Annotated in this window: 19 protein-coding genes; 9 read left to right on the top strand and 10 right to left on the bottom strand. The window is 67.9% G+C overall.

The features are described from left to right. Positions 1 to 5: 5 nt before the first annotated feature. Complete coding sequence (gene trhA, locus ACXN5S_RS15980) at positions 6 to 653, bottom strand: PAQR family membrane homeostasis protein TrhA (protein WP_458606459.1); 648 nt, start codon at positions 651 to 653, stop codon at positions 6 to 8. Between the two features lie 217 nt (positions 654 to 870). Here trhA and ACXN5S_RS15975 point away from each other — a divergent pair, with 217 nt between their 5' ends. Next, positions 871 to 1,116, top strand: a complete 246-nt coding sequence (locus tag ACXN5S_RS15975; RefSeq protein WP_458606458.1) for a hypothetical protein — start codon at positions 871 to 873, stop codon at positions 1,114 to 1,116. Here the strand turns inward: ACXN5S_RS15975 and rimO are convergent. Further along, positions 1,098 to 2,468 (bottom strand): 30S ribosomal protein S12 methylthiotransferase RimO, encoded by a 1,371-nt coding sequence (rimO, locus tag ACXN5S_RS15970; protein ID WP_458606457.1) that lies wholly within the window; start codon positions 2,466 to 2,468, stop codon positions 1,098 to 1,100. The genes ACXN5S_RS15975 and rimO overlap by 19 nt on opposite strands. Before the next feature lie 103 nt (positions 2,469 to 2,571). Here rimO and ACXN5S_RS15965 point away from each other — a divergent pair, with 103 nt between their 5' ends. After that, the gene (locus tag ACXN5S_RS15965; RefSeq protein ID WP_458606456.1) at positions 2,572 to 3,759 is read left to right on the top strand and encodes a mechanosensitive ion channel family protein; all 1,188 of its coding nucleotides are present in this window, start codon (positions 2,572 to 2,574) and stop codon (positions 3,757 to 3,759) included. Here ACXN5S_RS15965 and ACXN5S_RS15960 read toward each other — a convergent pair whose 3' ends face one another. Next, a complete protein-coding gene (locus tag ACXN5S_RS15960) occupies positions 3,760 to 4,455 on the bottom strand; it encodes a YiiX/YebB-like N1pC/P60 family cysteine hydrolase (RefSeq protein WP_458606455.1) in 696 nt (231 codons plus the stop codon). Positions 4,456 to 4,461: 6 nt separating this feature from the next. Continuing rightward, positions 4,462 to 5,070 (bottom strand): GcrA family cell cycle regulator, encoded by a 609-nt coding sequence (locus ACXN5S_RS15955; RefSeq protein WP_458606454.1) that lies wholly within the window; start codon positions 5,068 to 5,070, stop codon positions 4,462 to 4,464. 214 nt (positions 5,071 to 5,284) lie between these two features. Between ACXN5S_RS15955 and rfbC the strand changes: the two genes are divergently transcribed. The 7 genes from rfbC (at position 5,285) to ACXN5S_RS15920 (ending at position 10,807) form a co-directional block, all read left to right on the top strand. After that, positions 5,285 to 5,842 carry a dTDP-4-dehydrorhamnose 3,5-epimerase gene (gene rfbC / locus ACXN5S_RS15950; protein WP_458606550.1) on the top strand — a complete coding sequence of 186 codons (558 nt, stop codon included), beginning with the start codon at positions 5,285 to 5,287 and terminating at the stop codon, positions 5,840 to 5,842. After that, a complete protein-coding gene (gene rfbB / locus ACXN5S_RS15945; protein WP_163894873.1) occupies positions 5,839 to 6,879 on the top strand; it encodes a dTDP-glucose 4,6-dehydratase in 1,041 nt (346 codons plus the stop codon). The genes rfbC and rfbB overlap by 4 nt, the downstream gene beginning before the upstream one ends. A gap of 26 nt (positions 6,880 to 6,905) precedes the next feature. Further along, positions 6,906 to 7,724, top strand: a complete 819-nt coding sequence (locus ACXN5S_RS15940) for a sulfotransferase family 2 domain-containing protein (RefSeq protein ID WP_458606453.1) — start codon at positions 6,906 to 6,908, stop codon at positions 7,722 to 7,724. Further along, a complete protein-coding gene (gene rfbD, locus ACXN5S_RS15935) occupies positions 7,721 to 8,587 on the top strand; it encodes a dTDP-4-dehydrorhamnose reductase (RefSeq protein WP_458606452.1) in 867 nt (288 codons plus the stop codon). The genes ACXN5S_RS15940 and rfbD overlap by 4 nt, the downstream gene beginning before the upstream one ends. Continuing rightward, positions 8,584 to 9,471, top strand: coding sequence for a glucose-1-phosphate thymidylyltransferase RfbA (gene rfbA / locus ACXN5S_RS15930; RefSeq protein ID WP_458606451.1), 888 nt, complete (start codon positions 8,584 to 8,586; stop codon positions 9,469 to 9,471). The genes rfbD and rfbA overlap by 4 nt, the downstream gene beginning before the upstream one ends. A 217-nt stretch (positions 9,472 to 9,688) precedes the next feature. Then, positions 9,689 to 10,174, top strand: coding sequence for an SRPBCC family protein (locus tag ACXN5S_RS15925; RefSeq protein ID WP_458606450.1), 486 nt, complete (start codon positions 9,689 to 9,691; stop codon positions 10,172 to 10,174). Between the two features lie 195 nt (positions 10,175 to 10,369). Then, positions 10,370 to 10,807: a CBS domain-containing protein gene (locus ACXN5S_RS15920; RefSeq protein ID WP_458606449.1), complete on the top strand. Its 438-nt coding sequence runs from the start codon at positions 10,370 to 10,372 to the stop codon at positions 10,805 to 10,807. Positions 10,808 to 10,871: 64 nt separating this feature from the next. Here the strand turns inward: ACXN5S_RS15920 and ACXN5S_RS15915 are convergent, their stop codons facing one another. The 6 genes from ACXN5S_RS15915 to xdhC are packed head-to-tail and all read right to left on the bottom strand — an operon-like array spanning position 10,872 to position 16,639. Next, complete coding sequence (locus ACXN5S_RS15915; protein WP_458606448.1) at positions 10,872 to 11,954, bottom strand: BMP family ABC transporter substrate-binding protein; 1,083 nt, start codon at positions 11,952 to 11,954, stop codon at positions 10,872 to 10,874. 59 nt (positions 11,955 to 12,013) lie between these two features. Next, positions 12,014 to 12,940 carry an ABC transporter permease gene (locus ACXN5S_RS15910; RefSeq protein ID WP_458606447.1) on the bottom strand — a complete coding sequence of 309 codons (927 nt, stop codon included), beginning with the start codon at positions 12,938 to 12,940 and terminating at the stop codon, positions 12,014 to 12,016. A 10-nt stretch (positions 12,941 to 12,950) separates the two neighbouring features. Next, positions 12,951 to 14,039, bottom strand: a complete 1,089-nt coding sequence (locus ACXN5S_RS15905; protein WP_458606446.1) for an ABC transporter permease — start codon at positions 14,037 to 14,039, stop codon at positions 12,951 to 12,953. Then, positions 14,036 to 14,179 (bottom strand): hypothetical protein, encoded by a 144-nt coding sequence (locus tag ACXN5S_RS15900; RefSeq protein WP_458606445.1) that lies wholly within the window; start codon positions 14,177 to 14,179, stop codon positions 14,036 to 14,038. The genes ACXN5S_RS15905 and ACXN5S_RS15900 overlap by 4 nt, the downstream gene beginning before the upstream one ends. Next, entirely contained in the window at positions 14,172 to 15,698 is a 1,527-nt protein-coding gene (locus tag ACXN5S_RS15895) for an ABC transporter ATP-binding protein (RefSeq protein ID WP_458606444.1), read from the bottom strand. The genes ACXN5S_RS15900 and ACXN5S_RS15895 overlap by 8 nt, the downstream gene beginning before the upstream one ends. Next, positions 15,695 to 16,639 carry a xanthine dehydrogenase accessory protein XdhC gene (xdhC, locus tag ACXN5S_RS15890; RefSeq protein WP_458606443.1) on the bottom strand — a complete coding sequence of 315 codons (945 nt, stop codon included), beginning with the start codon at positions 16,637 to 16,639 and terminating at the stop codon, positions 15,695 to 15,697. The genes ACXN5S_RS15895 and xdhC overlap by 4 nt, the downstream gene beginning before the upstream one ends. Positions 16,640 to 16,694: the final 55 nt, after the last annotated feature.

The following is a 16,694-nucleotide window of genomic DNA, read 5'->3' as shown; positions in this document are numbered from 1 at the left end:
GGGGCTCAGGCGAAGGCTGCCAGTGCCACGGCGGCGAACAGGCAGCCCGAGGCGAGCAGCACCAGCGCGTGCCAGGTGGCGGTGAGGTAGCGCATCTTGCTGAGGTAGAGTAGGGCGGTGCCGATGGTGTAGAGCACCCCGCCGCAGACGATGAGGATCGTCGCGGCCAGCGGCAGCGTCTGCACCATCGGGTAGATCAGCACCAGGCTCAGCCAGCCGGCGGCGAGGTAGAGCAGGGGCGAAAGCCAGGGCGGCCCGACGCGCAGGAACAGCTTCATCGCGCCGCCCACGATGGCCAGGCCCCAGACGATCCATAACACGACGCTGGAGAGGCCGGTGCCGATGAGGATCGTGATCGGCGTGTAGGTGCCGGCGATCTTCAGCCAGATGGCGAACTGGTCCACCCGCCGCAGCACCCCGCGCGCCGCTTCGCGCGGCGGAAAGTGGTAGAGGGCCGAGGCGATGAAGGCGAAGATCAGGATGCCGCAATAGACAGAGATGCCCGCCGTCACCCCGCCATCGCCGCGCAGGGCGGTGAAGGGGATGAGCAGGGCCGCACCGGTGATGGCGAAGAGGATGCCAAGGGCATGCATCACACCATCCGCGATGCGCTCGCCCCGGGCGAGCTGCGGATAATCCACGAATCGGGTCATGCTTCCTTCTCTCATGCCCGGGTAACGAATTTCCAATCACGCTTCGCTAAACGTTGGGTCCGATCTCTCGCGGAGGGGCCGCTGGCCGCATGGCCGGGCATTTGTCGCGAGACCGGGCAGGCTTTGAACGGAGAACGCGATGGGATCGAGCAGGGGCGCCGGGTATGCGGCTCGGGTTGCGGGTTTACTGGCCTTGGCGGCCTGCGGCCCGGCACCTGTGCCTGAGGGGCCGGCCATTCCCCTGCTCGGCGGCTATCGCGGCCCCGGCGACGCCTGCCAGCATGTCGGCGCGAGCGAAGAGACGGCGGATTTCATCTTCCCCGGCGCCGATCTGGCCGCCTGCCCGCTGGAGGCTGCGGATACCGCCGGCTTCGTCACAGCCACCGGCGCCATCGCGACGGGCCAGGTGGGGCATTGGCTGCTCTATTCGGTGCCGCGGGGCGGTCAGACCACCCGACCGTAAAGGTCGTATTCGCTGGTCTCGTCCACCTCGGCGGTGACGATCTGGCCGGGGGCGAGCCCCTCGGTGCCCTCATCGAGGAAGAGGTTGCCGTCGATCTCGGGCGCGTCGCCCTTGGTGCGGCAGGTGGCGATGCCGTCCTCGTCCACCTCGTCGACGATGGCTTCCAGCCGCTGGCCGACCTTCGCCTCCAGCTTGGCGGCGGAAATCGCCTGCGCCTTCTCCATGAAGCGCGCCCAGCGTTCGGCCTTCACCTCCTCCGGCACATGGTCGGGCAAGTCGGCAGAGGTGGCGCCGGCGACGTTCTCGTACTGGAAGCAGCCCACCCGGTCGAGCTGGGCCTCGTCCAGCCAGTCGAGCAGCTCCTGGAATTCCGCCTCCGTCTCGCCGGGGAAACCCACGATGAAGGTCGAGCGAAGGGTGATGTCCGGGCAGTCGCGGCGCCAGGCGGCGATCTCGTCGAGCGTGCGGGCGGCGGCGGCGGGGCGGGCCATACGGCGCAGCACCGAAGGGCTGCCGTGCTGGAAGGGCACGTCGAGATAGGGCAGCACCAGCCCCTCCGCCATCAGGGGGATCAGCTCGCGCACATGCGGGTAGGGGTAGACGTAATGCAGCCGCACCCAGGCGCCGAGGCTGCCGAGATCACGCGCGAGATCTGTGATGTGGGCGCGGTGGCCGCGCTCCTCGGCATAGCGGATGTCGAGCCCGTAGGCAGAGGTGTCCTGGCTGATCACCAGCAGCTCCTGCACCCCGGCCTCCACCAGCCTTGAAGCCTCGCGGATCACCGCATGGGCGGGGCGGCTGGCGAGCCGGCCCCGCATGTCGGGGATGATGCAGAACTTGCACTTGTGGTTACAGCCTTCGGAAATCTTGAGGTAGCTGTAGTGCCGGGGCGTCAGGCTCACGCCGCTGGCCGGCAGCAGATCGACGAACGGGTCGGGCGAGGGCGGCACGGCGGCATGCACGGCATCGAGCACCGCCTCGTATTGCTGCGGCCCCGTGACGGCCAGCACCTTGGGGTGGGCGCCGGTGATGAACTCCGGCTCGGCCCCGAGGCAGCCGGTCACGATGACCTTGCCGTTGCTCGCCATCGCTTCACTGATCGCATCGAGGCTTTCCGCCTTGGCACTGTCGAGGAAGCCGCAGGTGTTCACGATCACCGCCCCGGCGCCGGCATAATCGGGGCTAATGGCATAGCCCTCGGCGCGCAGCCGCGTGAGGATGCGCTCGCTGTCCACCAGTGCCTTGGGGCAGCCGAGGCTGACCATGCCGATCTTCGGCTGGCCGGGGCGCGCGTCCTCCGTCAGGCGGGCGCGGGCAAGGTCTGGGCGAAGATCTGGCGGATTTGCGTGCATGGCGCGCTCATAGCGGCGCGGCGACGCATGGGAAAGGGGGCGCGGATTGGACGCGCTGCGCTGCGGCGCTATTCTGACGCCAAGGTGAACGCGAGGGGGCGGCATGGGCCAGATCGAACAGGTGCTTGGCGATATCCAGGCCATCGTCCCCTCCAGCGTCTGGCCGTGGCTTATCGTTCTGCTGGGCGTGCTGGCCGGCTGGCTGGCGCATGGCCTGGTGTGGAGCGCCCTGCGCCGGGCCCTGCGAAGCCGAAACGGGCTTGGCCACCAGCTGGTCGTGAAGATCCGCCGCCCGGCGCGGCTGGGCTTCATCATCGCCTTCGCCACGCTCTTCGCTCAAGCCGCCAATCTTGACAGTGATTTCCAGTACTGGCTCGCCAAGGCCGCCGTGGCGGTGGTGATCGCGCTGGTCGGCTGGGCCGTGCTGATCGCCATCGACGTAGCGGTCGAGCGGGCGAATGCGGGCCTCAAGCTGGATGCGGAAGACAATCTCGCCGCCCGCAAGCAGGCCACGCAAATGCGGGTGCTGCAGCAGGCCGGTAAGATCGTCGTAGTGCTGGTGACGCTCGCCTCGGTGCTCGCGACCTTCGAGACGGTGCGCCAATACGGCGTCTCGCTCTTCGCCTCTGCTGGCGCGGCCGGGCTGGTGCTGGGCTTCGCGGCGCGGCCCGTGCTTGCCAACCTGATCGCCGGCATCCAGATCGCGCTCACCCAGCCCATCCGCATCGACGACGTTGTGATCGTGGAAGGGGAATGGGGCTGGATCGAGGAGATTGCCTCGACCTATGTCGTCGTCCGCATCTGGGATCTGCGCCGCCTGATCGTGCCGCTGTCTCAGTTCATCGAGCAGCCCTTCCAGAACTGGACCCGCCAGACCGCCGACATCATCGGCACGGTCTTCTGGTATCTCGACTGGACGGCACCCATCGGTGAGATGCGCGAAAAGCTTAAGGAATTCGCCGAAGAGAGCGATTATTGGGACGGCAAGGTCGTGAACCTGCAAGTCACCGACACCGACAAGGATGTCATCACCGTCCGCGCCCTCGTCTCCGCCCGCAATTCGCCCACCGCCTGGGACCTGCGCTGCGAGATCCGCGAGAAGATGGTGAACTGGCTGCAGGAGGCGCATCCCACCGCCCTGCCGAAGCTGCGTGGCGAGCTCTCGATGACGGAGCGGCTCGATGCCGTCTCCCCCCGCCCGCAGCCGGGCGACGGCAATTCGGGCGGCGGCGTGCCGAAGGACGCTGTGCCCGAAAGCGAAGGCGGCAGCGCCAGGCCGGTCGAAGAGTAATTACTCGGGGAGCATCCGGGTCAGAGCGCCCGAGGCGATCAGGCTGTCGGCTGTGATCACCAGCTGGTTCTGCAGCGCCTGCCAGCAGGCCTCTGCCGGGCCGCTGGGGCAGTAGGGCAGGTCCGCGAGCCTCTCCAGCAGGCTGCCGTCCATTACCGCCAGGTCGCCCAGCCGCACAGGCGCCCCCAGCGTGACACCGGCGCTGCCAGCAGCATCGTGCACAAGCTCGGCCCCGTAGTACCCGCCATTGCCGAGCGCGAGCGCCGCGTCGAAGGGCGCGCCGTAGGCCTCGCGCAGCGCGAAATTGGGTAGGGGGCCCTGTTCCACCTGCTTGCCGGGGGCATTGGGGTCGAGCGCAACGAGCCGGTAGGCCTCGTACTCATCCGGGCCGAGCCCCGCGATGAAATCGTCGAGCATGTCCTCCGTCACGCCGCGCTCTGGCGAGACATAAACGACCCGCGGCCCGCCGCTGGAGCTGCGCAGAATACCGACAGAGGCCCATTGGCCCCCGGTCGCCTCGCGCAGCCAGTCATCGGCAGGCAGCCAGCCGTTGCGGAAGACCAGATCGCCGGGATGCCAGTCCCACTCCGCCTCGGACATGATCGCGGCCCAGTCGGTGGGGGCGCTCTCCTGCGCCTGCGCAGCGGTGCCAAGACAGAGCGCCGCAAGGCCTATCGCCCCAGCGAAGCCCCGCATGGCAGCTTACCGGCGGCGGTCGCGGCGGGAGCTCATGGGCTGGAAGGCGACGCCGACATGGGCCTCGCAATAGGGCTTGCCGCTCTGCACGGGCAGGCCGCAGAACCAGAAGTCATCCGTCGCCGGATCGCCCACGGGCCATTTGCAGGTGCGCTCGGTCAGCTCCATCAGCGTGAGCTTCTTGGCGACCTTCTCGACCTCGCTCACCTTGGCCAAAGCCTCGGGGCTGATCTCGTTTGCGGAGGGCTGCGGCGGCAGCGGCTGACCGGCGGGGATGATCGCGCGGCGGGCCGGGCTGACCGGCGGCTCGGATTCGGCCTCTTCAGTAGTCGCGCTGGCGGTCACCGGCTCGGCCGGCGGCTCGGCGGGCTCGCGCGTGGGCTTCGGGGCCTTCTCGGCCTTGGGGGCAGCGGCCGGAGCGGCAGGCGCAGCGGCCGCCGCCGGGGCGGCGGCGGGCGCGGGGCTTCCGGTGCGGTTGGACAGGCCGAGGCGATGCACCTTGCCGATCACCGCATTGCGGGTGACGCCGCCGAGCTCCTTGGCGATCTGGCTGGCGGACTTGCCGTCGTTCCACATCTTCTTGAGCATCTCGACGCGTTCGTCGGTCCAGGACATTCGGTGTTCCTTAGCAAATCGGGGCGGCCCCGCCGGCGAGGGCGGGCCACGGGATCAGGGGCACAATACTAATCATGCCGGGGCGAGTTACAAGGCACGGCGCGACCAGGCGGGTTGCCGGAATCAGCCGCCGGCCGGCCCGGCTTGCCGGGTGACATCCCACGCGCCCCTTGCTATGCGGAGCAAAATGGTAATGAGGCAGCAGGCGCAAGCGGTGCAGATCGACACAACTCCACTTGAGGGCGTTCTTGTCCTCACCCCGAAGCGCTTTGGCGATGACCGTGGCTTCTTCAGCGAGACCTACTCGCGCAAGGTGGCCGCCGAGGCCGGCCTGCCGATGGAATTCGTGCAGGATAATCTCTCCCGTTCCGAGCGTGCTGGTACGCTGCGCGGCCTGCATTTCCAGTCGCCGCCCCATGCGCAGGACAAGCTGGTGCGCTGCAATGCCGGCGCGCTCTGGGACGTGGCGGTCGATGTGCGCCGCGGCTCGCCGACCTACGGGCAGTGGTTCGGCACCGAGCTGTCTGCCGAGAACGGCAAGCAGCTTTTCGTGCCGGCGGGTTTCCTGCACGGGTTCGTTACGCTGCAGGACGGGGTCGAGATCGCCTACAAATGCTCTGACTATTACGCGCCCGAGTGTGACGGCGCGGTGCGCTGGGACAGCCTCGGCATCGACTGGCCGCTGCATGGCCGCTCGCCGGTGCTGAGCGGAAAAGATGCCGAAGCCCAGCCGTTTGAGGCCTTTGAGACCCCCTTCGAGGTGGCAAAATGAAAATCCTGGTCACCGGCGGCGCCGGCTTCATCGGCTCCGCCGTCGTGCGCCGTGCCGTGGCGGATGGGCATTCGGTCGTCAATGTCGACGCGCTCACCTATGCCGCCTGCCTTGAGAACGTGGCCAGCGTGGCGGCCAGCCCGCTCTATGCCTTCGAGCAGGCCGATATCCGTGACCGCGCCGCGCTCGACCGGATCTTTGAGGCGCACGCCCCCGACGCCGTGATGCACCTCGCCGCCGAGAGCCATGTCGACCGCTCGATCGACGCGCCTGGCGACTTCATCGAGACCAACGTCACCGGCACCTACAACATGCTCGAAGCCGCCCGCGCCCATTGGGTCCGCCAGGGCAAGCCCGAGAGCTTCCGCTTCCACCACATCTCGACCGACGAGGTCTTCGGCACGCTGGGCGAGACCGGCCAGTTCACCGAAGAGACGCCCTACGCGCCGAACTCGCCCTATTCCGCCTCGAAGGCCGCCAGCGACCATCTCGTCCGCGCTTGGCACGAGACCTACGGCCTGCCGATCGTGATGACCAATTGCTCCAACAATTACGGGCCCTTCCACTTCCCCGAGAAGCTGGTGCCCGTCGTCATCCTCAACGCCCTCTCCGGCAAGGACATTCCCGTCTACGGGCAGGGGCTCAACGTGCGCGACTGGCTTTACGTTGAGGATCACGCCGAGGCGCTCCTCAAGGTCGTGCAGGAGGGCGCGGTCGGGCGCAGCTACAATATCGGCGGCGAGAACGAGGCGAAGAACATCGACCTCGTGCAGACCATCTGCCGCATCCTCGATGACAAGCGCCCCTCGAACCACCCCTACGCCGAGCAGATCACCTATGTGAGTGACCGGCCGGGCCATGACCTGCGCTACGCCATCGACCCCAGCCGCATCCGCGAAGAGCTCGGCTGGCGGCCTTCGGTGACGCTGGAAGAGGGGCTCGAGAAGACCGTGCAATGGTACCTCGACAACGAAGAGTGGTGGCGCGCGCTGCAATCCCGCACCGGCGTCGGTGAGCGGCTGGGGACGAAGGGATGAGCCAGGAAAGCGGAAACACGACGGGCATGAGCGCGCCCCGGCGCCTGCGATACTCGGCCGAGTCGATGTTGGCGCTCGGGGCGAACCCGCTCCATAAGATCGCGGCGCGCCAGGCGCTGGTGCATTATCCGTCTGGCAGTATCTACAGCTTCATTCCGAAGAACGGCTGCACGACGATGCGGCTGAGCCTTGCCATGGCGCATGGCTGCATCTCGTCGCTGGATGACTGGCACTGGATCCACAACAACAACGACACCTTCGCTGCCACCCTGTCAGAGCTGGTGCGGGCGCCCTTCACCTTCACGATCCTGCGTTGCCCGCATCGGCGCCTGGCCAGCGCGTTCTTCGACAAGATCGTCGGGCGCGGCCCGAATTACAACAACCTACACAAGGTGAAGCTGCGGAGCTTCGATCATACCATTCTGACCTTCCGGCAGTTCGTCACCATGCTGACGGATCCGAAGACTCTGCGGCTGGATATTCACTGGCGCCCGCAGGCCGATATGCTGGTCTACGAGGATTACGACGCCTGGCTGACGATGGAGCGGTTCGACGACGCTGTGCGCGTGATCGGCGAGCGGACGGGGCTCGAGGTGATCGACGCGCGCCCGCTGCGCGATGCCTCGACAATCGGGCTGGAGCAGATGCCGCCGGGCCTGTACGCCGACATGCCGATCGCCGAGCTGGAGCGGGCGCGCGACGGGGGCCAATTGCCCCGGGTCGAGGATCTCTACGATGACGAGCTCGCCGCCACGGTCTCGCGTCTCTACGCCAGCGATACCGCGCTCTACAGCAAGCATTGCGATCCGGCTGACCTGATGTTCCCCGAAGCGAGGGCCGTATGAAAATCCTGATGTTCGGCAAGACGGGTCAGGTCGCCCGCGAGGTGCTGGCCCGCGCCGATGACGTGACCGCCCTCGGCCGTGACGAGGCCGACCTCTCCGATCCCGGCGCCTGCGCCGCGGCCATCGCCAAGGCGGCGGAAGAGGGGGCGGAGATCGTCATTAACGCCGCCGCCTATACCGCCGTCGACAAGGCGGAGGAGGAGGAAGACCTCGCCACCGCCATCAACGGCGCCGCGCCCGAGGCGATGGCCCGCGCTGCCGCCTCTGCCGGGCTGCCATTCCTGCATATCTCCACCGATTATGTCTTCGATGGCGCCGGCGAAGCGCCGTTTTCGCCCGATCACCCCACCGCCCCGCTCGGCGCCTATGGCCGCTCCAAGCTGGCGGGGGAGGAGGGCGTGCGCGCCGCGCCCGGCCAGGCCGTGATCCTGCGCACATCGTGGGTGTTCTCGGCGCATGGCGGCAACTTCGTGAAGACGATGCTGCGCCTCGCCGAAAGTCGCGACCGGCTGACCATCGTGGGCGACCAGATCGGCGGCCCGACTCCGGCAGCGGATATTGCGGAGGCGCTGCTCGCCATCTCCGAAGCCTTCCACGAGGGGCGGGGCTTGCCCGGCACCTATCACTTCTCCGGAGCGCCCGAGGTGTCCTGGGCGGATTTCGCGCGTGAGATCTTTTCGCAGGCCGGCAAGAGCGTCGAGGTGGCCGAAATCCCGACCACCGAATACCCCACGCCGGCCCAACGCCCGCTCAATTCCCGCCTCGATTGTTCGGCACTGACCGAGGCCTACGGCATCGCGCGCCCCGATTGGCGCACAGGGCTGGCCGACGTGCTGGCCGCCCTGCAGAAGGAGACAAAATGACCCAGCGCAAGGGCATCATCCTGGCCGGCGGCTCCGGCACGCGGCTTTACCCCATCACCATGGGGCTCTCGAAGCAGCTTCTGCCGCTCTACGACAAGCCGATGGTCTACTACCCGCTGACGGTGCTGATGCTCGCCGGCATCCGCGAGATCGCGGTGATCACGACGCCCGAGGATCAGGCCCAGTTCAAGCGCGCGCTCGGCGATGGCAGCCAGTGGGGCCTCAGCCTCACCTACATCAGCCAGCCCAGCCCCGACGGGCTGGCGCAGGCCTATCTGCTGGCCGAGGATTTCCTCGCCGGCGCGCCCTCGGCCATGGTGCTTGGCGACAACATCTTCTTCGGCCACGGCCTGCCGCAGCTGCTCTCTGTCGCTGATGCGAAGGAGAGCGGAGGCACCGTCTTCGGCTACTACGTGGCCGATCCCGAGCGCTACGGCGTGGTGGATTTTGGCAAGGATGGCTCGGTCAAGCAGATCATCGAGAAGCCGGCCAAGCCGCCCTCGCACTACGCGGTCACGGGGCTCTATTTCCTCGACGGAACGGCGCCGGAGCGGGCGCGGCAGGTTCAGGCCTCCGACCGCGGCGAGCTGGAGATCACGACGCTGCTGGAGATGTACCTGCACGACGGCGCGCTCGACGTGCTGCGCATGGGCCGCGGCTATGCCTGGCTCGACACCGGCACGCATGATTCTCTGCTGGATGCGGGGAATTTCGTACGGACGCTGGCGAAGCGGCAGGGCCTGCAGACGGGCTCGCCCGACGAGATCGCCTACAACCTCGGCTGGATCGACGAGGCCCAGCTCGGTGAGCGGGCGAAGACCTTCGCGAAGAACGACTACGGGAAGTATCTGGCGGATCTGCCGCTGCAGGACCGGCAGGCCTGAGGGGTAGGGCTCCGCGCACCGCTTGTCGCAGCTCCCCGAAGGCCACCTCTTTCCTACCTTCGCCGCTTCACACCCCGCCCGTTTGCGCGCCGCAGGCGCCGGGCGAGCGCCGGCCCATCCCGCGGGCTGGCGCTCTGGCTGGGGCAGCGCTGAGCCTTCCGCTGGGAGGCGTCTGGCCGGCCTACAGCGCGTACCTTGACCGAAAGGACACCCTGCAATGACCGAGCAGACAGACGGTGCCTCCCCGCTCGACACCTGGGCGCTTGAGCGGGAGATCGTGCTCACCCGGCTCTATCCGCATCCGCGCGAGGTGGTCTTCGCCGCCTGGACGGATCCGGCCGCGCTCAGCGCCTGGTTCGGGCCGGAGGGGCTGGCGATCGAGACGAAGGAGGCCGACATCCGCGAGGGCGGGCGCTGGAGGTTCGACATGGTCGGCGCCGACGGCACCCGTTTCGAGAACCTCATGCAGTTTCGCCGCATCGTGGCGCCCTCGCTGATCGTCGCCGACCACGGCGATTACGATCCCGAAAGCCCCGACCTCTTCCGCCTGACGGTCACCTTCGACCAGCAGGATGACGGGCAGACCGTGCTGACCCTGCGCCAGCTCCACCCCAGCCCGGCACGGCGCAAGGCCGTCATCGGCTTCGGCGCCGTCGGGTATGGCATGCAGACGCTGGGCAAGCTCGGCGCCTGGCTGGGCTGAGGCCGGCCACTCCCGGAGCGCGCGGCCGGCTCGCTGCGCGCTCCACCCCCGTTTCAGCCCGATTTATAAGGCATTTTAGGTGCTTTTGGCCCCGCCGCGCGCGCAGGTGGGGATTACCGGACTAGCGTGTCCGGCATGTTCCTCTAGGGTCCCCCCAATTCGAAGATAAGAATTTTCAAATACCGGGAGAAGGACATGCCTTCTCAGACCCTGGGCGACATTGCCGCTCAACGCCCCCTCGTGACCGCCACGGCGGACACCCCGATCCGCGATGCCTGCAAGCGGATGTGCGACGAGCGCGTCGGCGCCATCGTCGTGCTGCGCGAGGGCACGATCGTGGGCATCCTGTCAGAACGCGATATCCTGCGCCGGGTGATCTGCCGCTACCGCGATGTGAACATCACCAGCGTCGGCGACGTCATGACGCCCGGGCCGATCACCGGCGATGAGGGCGACAGCCTGATGGAGGGGCTGCGCAAGATGCGTACCCACGCGGTGCGGCATCTGCCGATCATGCAGGGCACGACGCCGCTCGGCATGGTGGCACAGCGCGATCTCGTTCTTCTCGAGATGGAATATACCGCCGCCGAGCGCGCAGCAAAAGCCGCGCACCCCTCAAGCCGCCGGGACTAGGCGCCGGGCAGCAAAAGGCCCGCCCCTGGATCGGGGCGGGCCTTCACGTTTCAAGCGGCGAGGATCAGGACGGGATTTCGGCCGTCAGACCTTCGACGAAGAAGTCCATGCCGAGCAGCTGCTCGTCGGTGGCCGTCTCGCCCTCTTCCAGCCAGACGGTGCCGTCCTGCTTCATGATCGGGCCGGTGAAGGGGTGGTACTCGCCGGCGGTGATCGCGGCGATCATCTCTTCGGCTTCGGCCTTCACTTCTGCCGGCACGGCATCGGTGATCTCGCCGATCACGACGTGGCCGTCGCCCATGCCGCCCCAGGTGGCTTCGGATTCCCAGGTGCCGTCGAGCAGGGCCTGGATGCGCTCGATGTAGTAGGGGCCCCAGTTGTCGATGATCGAGGCGACGCGCGGCATCGGCTTGAACGCCGCCATGTCGGAGGCCTGGCCGAAGGTGTAGACGTTGCCGGCTTCCTGCGCGGCGGCCTGCGGGGCCGTCGAATCGGTGTGCTGCAGGATCACGTCGACGCCCTGCTCGATCATCGCCTTGGCGGCGTCGGCTTCCTTGGCCGGGTCGAACCAGGTGTAGGCCCAGATCACCACCATCTCGACATCGGGGTTCACCTTCTTGGCATGCAGGAAGGAGGAGTTGATGCCCTGGATGACCTCGGGGATCGGGAACGAGCCGATGTAGCCGATCTTGTTGCTCTCGGTCAGGTGGCCGGCGATCAGGCCCTCGATGGCGCGGCCCTCGTAGAAGCGGCTGTCGTAGGTGGCGAGGTTCTCGGCGCGCATGTAGCCGGTGGCGTGCTCGAACTTCACATCGGGGAACTGGTTGGCGGCCTCGACGGTGGCCTCCATGTAGCCGAACGACGTGGTGAAGATCAGATCGGCGCCCGAGAGCACCATCTGGGTCAGGGCGCGGATGGCGTCGGCGCTCTCCGGCACGTTCTCCTGGTAGATGGTCTCGATGGCGTCGCCGAAATGCTCCTGCGCTTCGAGGCGGCCCTGATCGTGCTGGTAGGTCCAGCCGCCATCGCCCGTCGGGCCGATGTAGATGAAGCCGATCTTCGGCTTGTCCTGGGCCCGGGCCGGCAGGCCGACAGAGGCGGCAAAGGCACCGGCGGCACCGGTGGCGAGCAGCGTTCTTCTCTTCATGTCTTAACTCCCTTCAAGTCCCGGGGATTGGCCCGCCCGGGGGGGCATCTTCTTGGCCTCTAGCGCGAGGCGTGGAATGTGCGGCCGAGCGATCCCGGCGCGCCAAGCGCCGCGCCGCGCCGACCGGCCGACAGGATCACGAGCACGATGATCGTGACGAGATAGGGCGACATCGACAATATCTCGACGGGCACACGGGCGCCGGCAGCCTGCAGGTTGAGTTGCAGCACCGTGATGCCGCCGAAAAGATAGGCACCCACGAGAAGCCGCAGCGGCCGCCACGAGGCGAACACCACGATGGCCAGCGCGATCCAGCCGGCACCGGCGGTGAGACCTTCTGTCCATTGCGGGACGCGGATGATGGAAAGATAGGCGCCGCCCAGCCCAGCCATGGCGCCCCCGAAGGCGATGGCGGCGAGGCGGATGCGCACGACCTTGTAGCCGAGCGCATGGGCGGCCTCGTGGTTCTCGCCCACGGCCTTCAGGATCAGTCCGCCGCGCGTGCGGTTGAGGAAGTACCAGATGAGCACGACCATCAAGAGGCCCAGATAAACGAGCGCGTCATGGTGGAAGAGTATGCGCCCGAGCACAGGAATGTCCGTCAGTACGGGGATGTCGAGCTTGGCCGTCGGCGGGGCACGAACGCCCACGTAGCTTTGCCCGATCAGCGAGGCGAGGCCGAGGCCGAACAGCGTCAGCCCCAGGCCCGTCGCCACCTGATTCGACAGGAACAGCTGCGTCAGCACACCGAAGATCAGTGACAGTGCCGCGCCTCCCACCGCTGCCGCGAGAAAGCCCACGGCGGCCGAGCCGGTGCCCACCCCTGCGGCAAAGCCGATAACGGCGCCGGTGATCATCATCCCCTCGACACCGAGGTTCAGCACGCCGGCGCGCTCCACCACCAATTCGCCGAGGGCGGCGAAGAGGATCGGCGTCGCCGCCACCATCAGCGAGGCGATCAGCAGGATCGGATTGATGTCTCCCATGGTGCTCTCCTCAGGCGGCTGCGGCGTCGCTGCCGAAGCGCGGCCGGTAATTGGTGAGCACATCCAGGGCGAGCAGGAAGAACAGCAGCATCCCCTGGAACAGCTGGATCGCGGCGGCGGGCAGGGCGAGCTGAAGCTGCGCCATCTCGCCGCCGATATAGGTCAGGCCGAGCAGCAGCCCGGCGAGCAGGATACCGATGGGGTGCAAGCGCCCGAGGAAGGCCACGATAATGGCGGTGAAGCCGTAGCCGGTGCCAAAATCGATGGTGATCTGCCCCGCCGGGCCCGTCGCCTCGAAGATGCCGGCAAGCCCGGCCAGGCCGCCCGAGATCAGCATCGACAGGATGATGAGGCGCTTGGGATCGACGCCCGAGAAGGCGGCAGCGCGGGGGCTGAGGCCGGTGACGCGAATCGAGAAGCCTAAGACGTGCCGCGACAGCAGCACATAGGCGAAGATCACCGCGATCAGCGCCGCGACCACGCCCCAGTGCATGCCTGTGTTCGCGAAGAGCTCGGGGTTGGCGGCGGCATCCCACTGGCTCAGCCGGCGCGAGCCGGGAAAGCCCATGCCTTCGGGGTTTTTCAGGGGCCCGAGCGCGGCATAGGCCATGATGTTCTCGGCCACATAGACCAGCATCAGCGAGACGAGGATCTCGTTGGTGCCGAAGCGCACCTTCAGGATCGCCGGTATCCACGCCCAGACTATGCCGCCAAGCGCGCCGCAGATCACCATGAACGGGAAGATCAGCCAGCGCGCCTCGCTGGGATAGAAGGCCAGCCCCGCAGCCGCGCCGCAGACGGCGCCCATCAGGTATTGCCCCTCGGCCCCGATGTTCCAGATGCCGGCCCGAAAGCCGAGCGCGAGGCCGGTGGCAATCAGGATCAGCGGCGCTGCCTTCTTCACCAGCTCGGCGCGCTGGAACGAGGCGAACTGCCCGAAGAGCGGGTCCCAGAAGATGGTGCGGATGGCGACCAGCGGGTCTTTTCCCATCGCGGCGAACAGCAGCCCGCCGACGATCATCGTCAGCACCACGGCCAGCACGGGCGTGGCGTAGGACCAGGCGTCGGAGGGTTGCGGGCGGCGCTCGAGGCGGATCATGCCGGGCGCTCCTGCGAGGTCTCAGCCGCGCGCTGGGCGGGCAGGGGCGGCAGGGCGAAGATCGGGATGCGGCCGTGATGGCAGGCCGGGGCCGGCATCAGCGAGGCGGAGGCGGTGTCTGTCGTCGGTTGGTCAGGCATTTGCAGGCTCCGCCTCGTGCAGGTCATGGGCGCCGCCCAGCATCAGGCCGATCTGCTCCATCGTCAGACCCTGCGCCGGGCGCGAGGCCGTCAGGACGCCGCCATTGAGCGCGGCAAAACGGTCGGAGATTTCCATCAGCTCATCGAGATCCTGGCTGACGACGATCACCGCCGTGCCCTTCGAGGCGAGATCGAGCAGCGCCTGCCGGATCGAGGCGGCGGCGGAGGCATCGACGCCCCAGGTCGGCTGGTTCACCACAAGCACCTCGGGCGCCTGCATGATCTCGCGTCCGATGACGAATTTCTGCAGGTTACCGCCAGAGAGCGAGCGCGCCGCATTGCCCGGCCCGGGCGTGCGCACGTCGAAGTCGCGGATGACCTCTTCGGCATAGCTCTTCGACTTGCCCCAAGAGATAAAACCGTTCTTCGACAGCTGCTTGCGCACCCTTGCGGTGAGCGCGGCATTCTCCGTCAGGCTCATGTCGGGGGCCGAGGCATGGCCGTTGCGCTCTTCCGGCGCGGCCAGCAGGCCGAGGGCCCGGCGGGCATCGGGCGCGAGATTGCCGATCGGCTTGCCCTTGAGCTGCACCATCTCGGGCTTGGTGCGCATTTCGCCCGACAGCGCCAGCAGCAGCTCGTCCTGCCCATTGCCGGCCACGCCGCCGATGCCCAGCACCTCGCCCTTGCGCACCTCGATGCTCACATCCTTCAGCGCAGTGCCAAAGGCGCGCGGCGCGGCGGCCGAGAGGCCCTTGAGCTCCAGCACCACCTCGCCCGGCGGCGCCGGTTCGCGCTCGGGCACATGCAGCACCGAGCCGACCATCAGCTCGGCCATCTCCTTGGCCGAGGTCTCGCGCGGGTCGCAGGTCGCCACGACCTTGCCGAGCCGCAGGATGGTGGCGTGCTCGCAAAGCGCGCGGATCTCTTCCAGCTTGTGGCTGATGTATAGGATCGACGTGCCCTCGTCGCGCAGCTTGCGCAGGGTGTGGAACAGGATCTCCACCTCCTGCGGGGTCAGCACGCTGGTCGGCTCGTCCATGATCAGGAGCTTCGGGTCCTGCAGCAGGCAACGCACGATCTCCACCCGCTGGCGCTCACCGGCAGAGAGGTCGCCGACGGTGCGGGCGGGGTTGAGCGGCAGCCCGTAGGCCTCGGAGACCTCGCGAATCCGCTGGGCCAGCTCGCGCATCGGCGGCGGTTTCTCCATGCCGAGCGCGATGTTCTCGGCGACGTTGAGCGCATCGAAGAGCGAGAAATGCTGAAACACCATGCCCACGCCGCGCGCGCGGGCCTCGCTGGGCTCGGCCGGCTCGAATGGTTGGCCCTCCAGCGTCATGGTGCCGCGATCGGGGCGCACGAGGCCGAAGATCGTTTTGACGAGAGTCGATTTGCCGGCGCCGTTCTCTCCCAGAAGCGCATGGACCTCACCGGCCCCGATGTCGAAGCTGACATCCTCATTCGCCACTACCCCGGGATAGGCCTTGGTCAGGCCCCTGAGGCTCAGCAGCACATCGCTCATCCGGTCATGTCCCCCGTCGTCTCGCCCGCCGCTTCCCCTGCGGTCTTGCCCGACATTAGGGCAGCGGCCACCCCTATCGCAATGGCTTGCGGATGCCTGCCGAGGCTGGGGTCGCCTATCGGGCAGGCAATGCGTGCGATTTGTGCAGGGGAATGGCCGAGCGCGGCCAGTCTTTTGCGGAACCGTGCCCATTTGCTGTGCGAGCCGATGAGCCCCCCATGGGCGAAGCCGTGGGTGAGGAGCGCATGGCAGAGCGCGAGGTCCAGCGGGTGCGAATGGGTCAGGACGATGTGCCACGCATCCCGCGGCAACCCCGGCACCAGCGCTGCCGGGTCAGCGGCAATGACCGGCGTCACGCCGTCCGGCAACGGCCTCGGCAGCCTGTCCTCTGCGATATCCACCAGCGTCACGTCAAAGCCGGGCAGGGGCCCCATCACCGCCGCCAGCGCCCGCCCAACGTGCCCCGCGCCCCAGATATAGAGCTTCTGCCCCATCGCCGGCCCCGCCTCGATGAGCCAGCCCTCCAGCTCCACCGGTGCGGCTCCGGGTCGCATCCGCCCCGCCCGCGCCGCCACCTTGGCCGGTATCTCTGCCGCCGCGCCGAGCGGCCTGGCATAGGGCAGCGCCGCCGGCAGGCTCGCCGCCTCGAAGCGCTCCCACACCAGCCGCACCGCTCCGCCGCAGCATTGGTCGAGCTCCGGCCCCAGGGCCATCGTCTCGCGGCGCATCCCCGGCCCGCCGCCCAGCATCTCCCGCGCCGCCGCCATGGCCTGCCATTCCAGCGCCCCGCCGCCTATGGTCCCTTCGGCGCCGTCCGCCCAGACAAGCATCGCCGTCCCCGCGCTCCGCGGCGCCGAGCCCGCGGTATGCGCCACGAGCACCCGCACCACAGCCCCATGCCGCTTCACAGCCCGGCTCAACGCGGCAAGGTCGAAGCTCACACCCCGCCCCCCTGTCTTTGCTCAGACAAAATCCTCGGGGGGGCCGAAGGCGGGG

It is taken from the genome of Pseudoroseicyclus sp. H15 (genome assembly GCF_054353345.1).
This window is presented reverse-complemented; position numbering and strand designations above follow the sequence as displayed.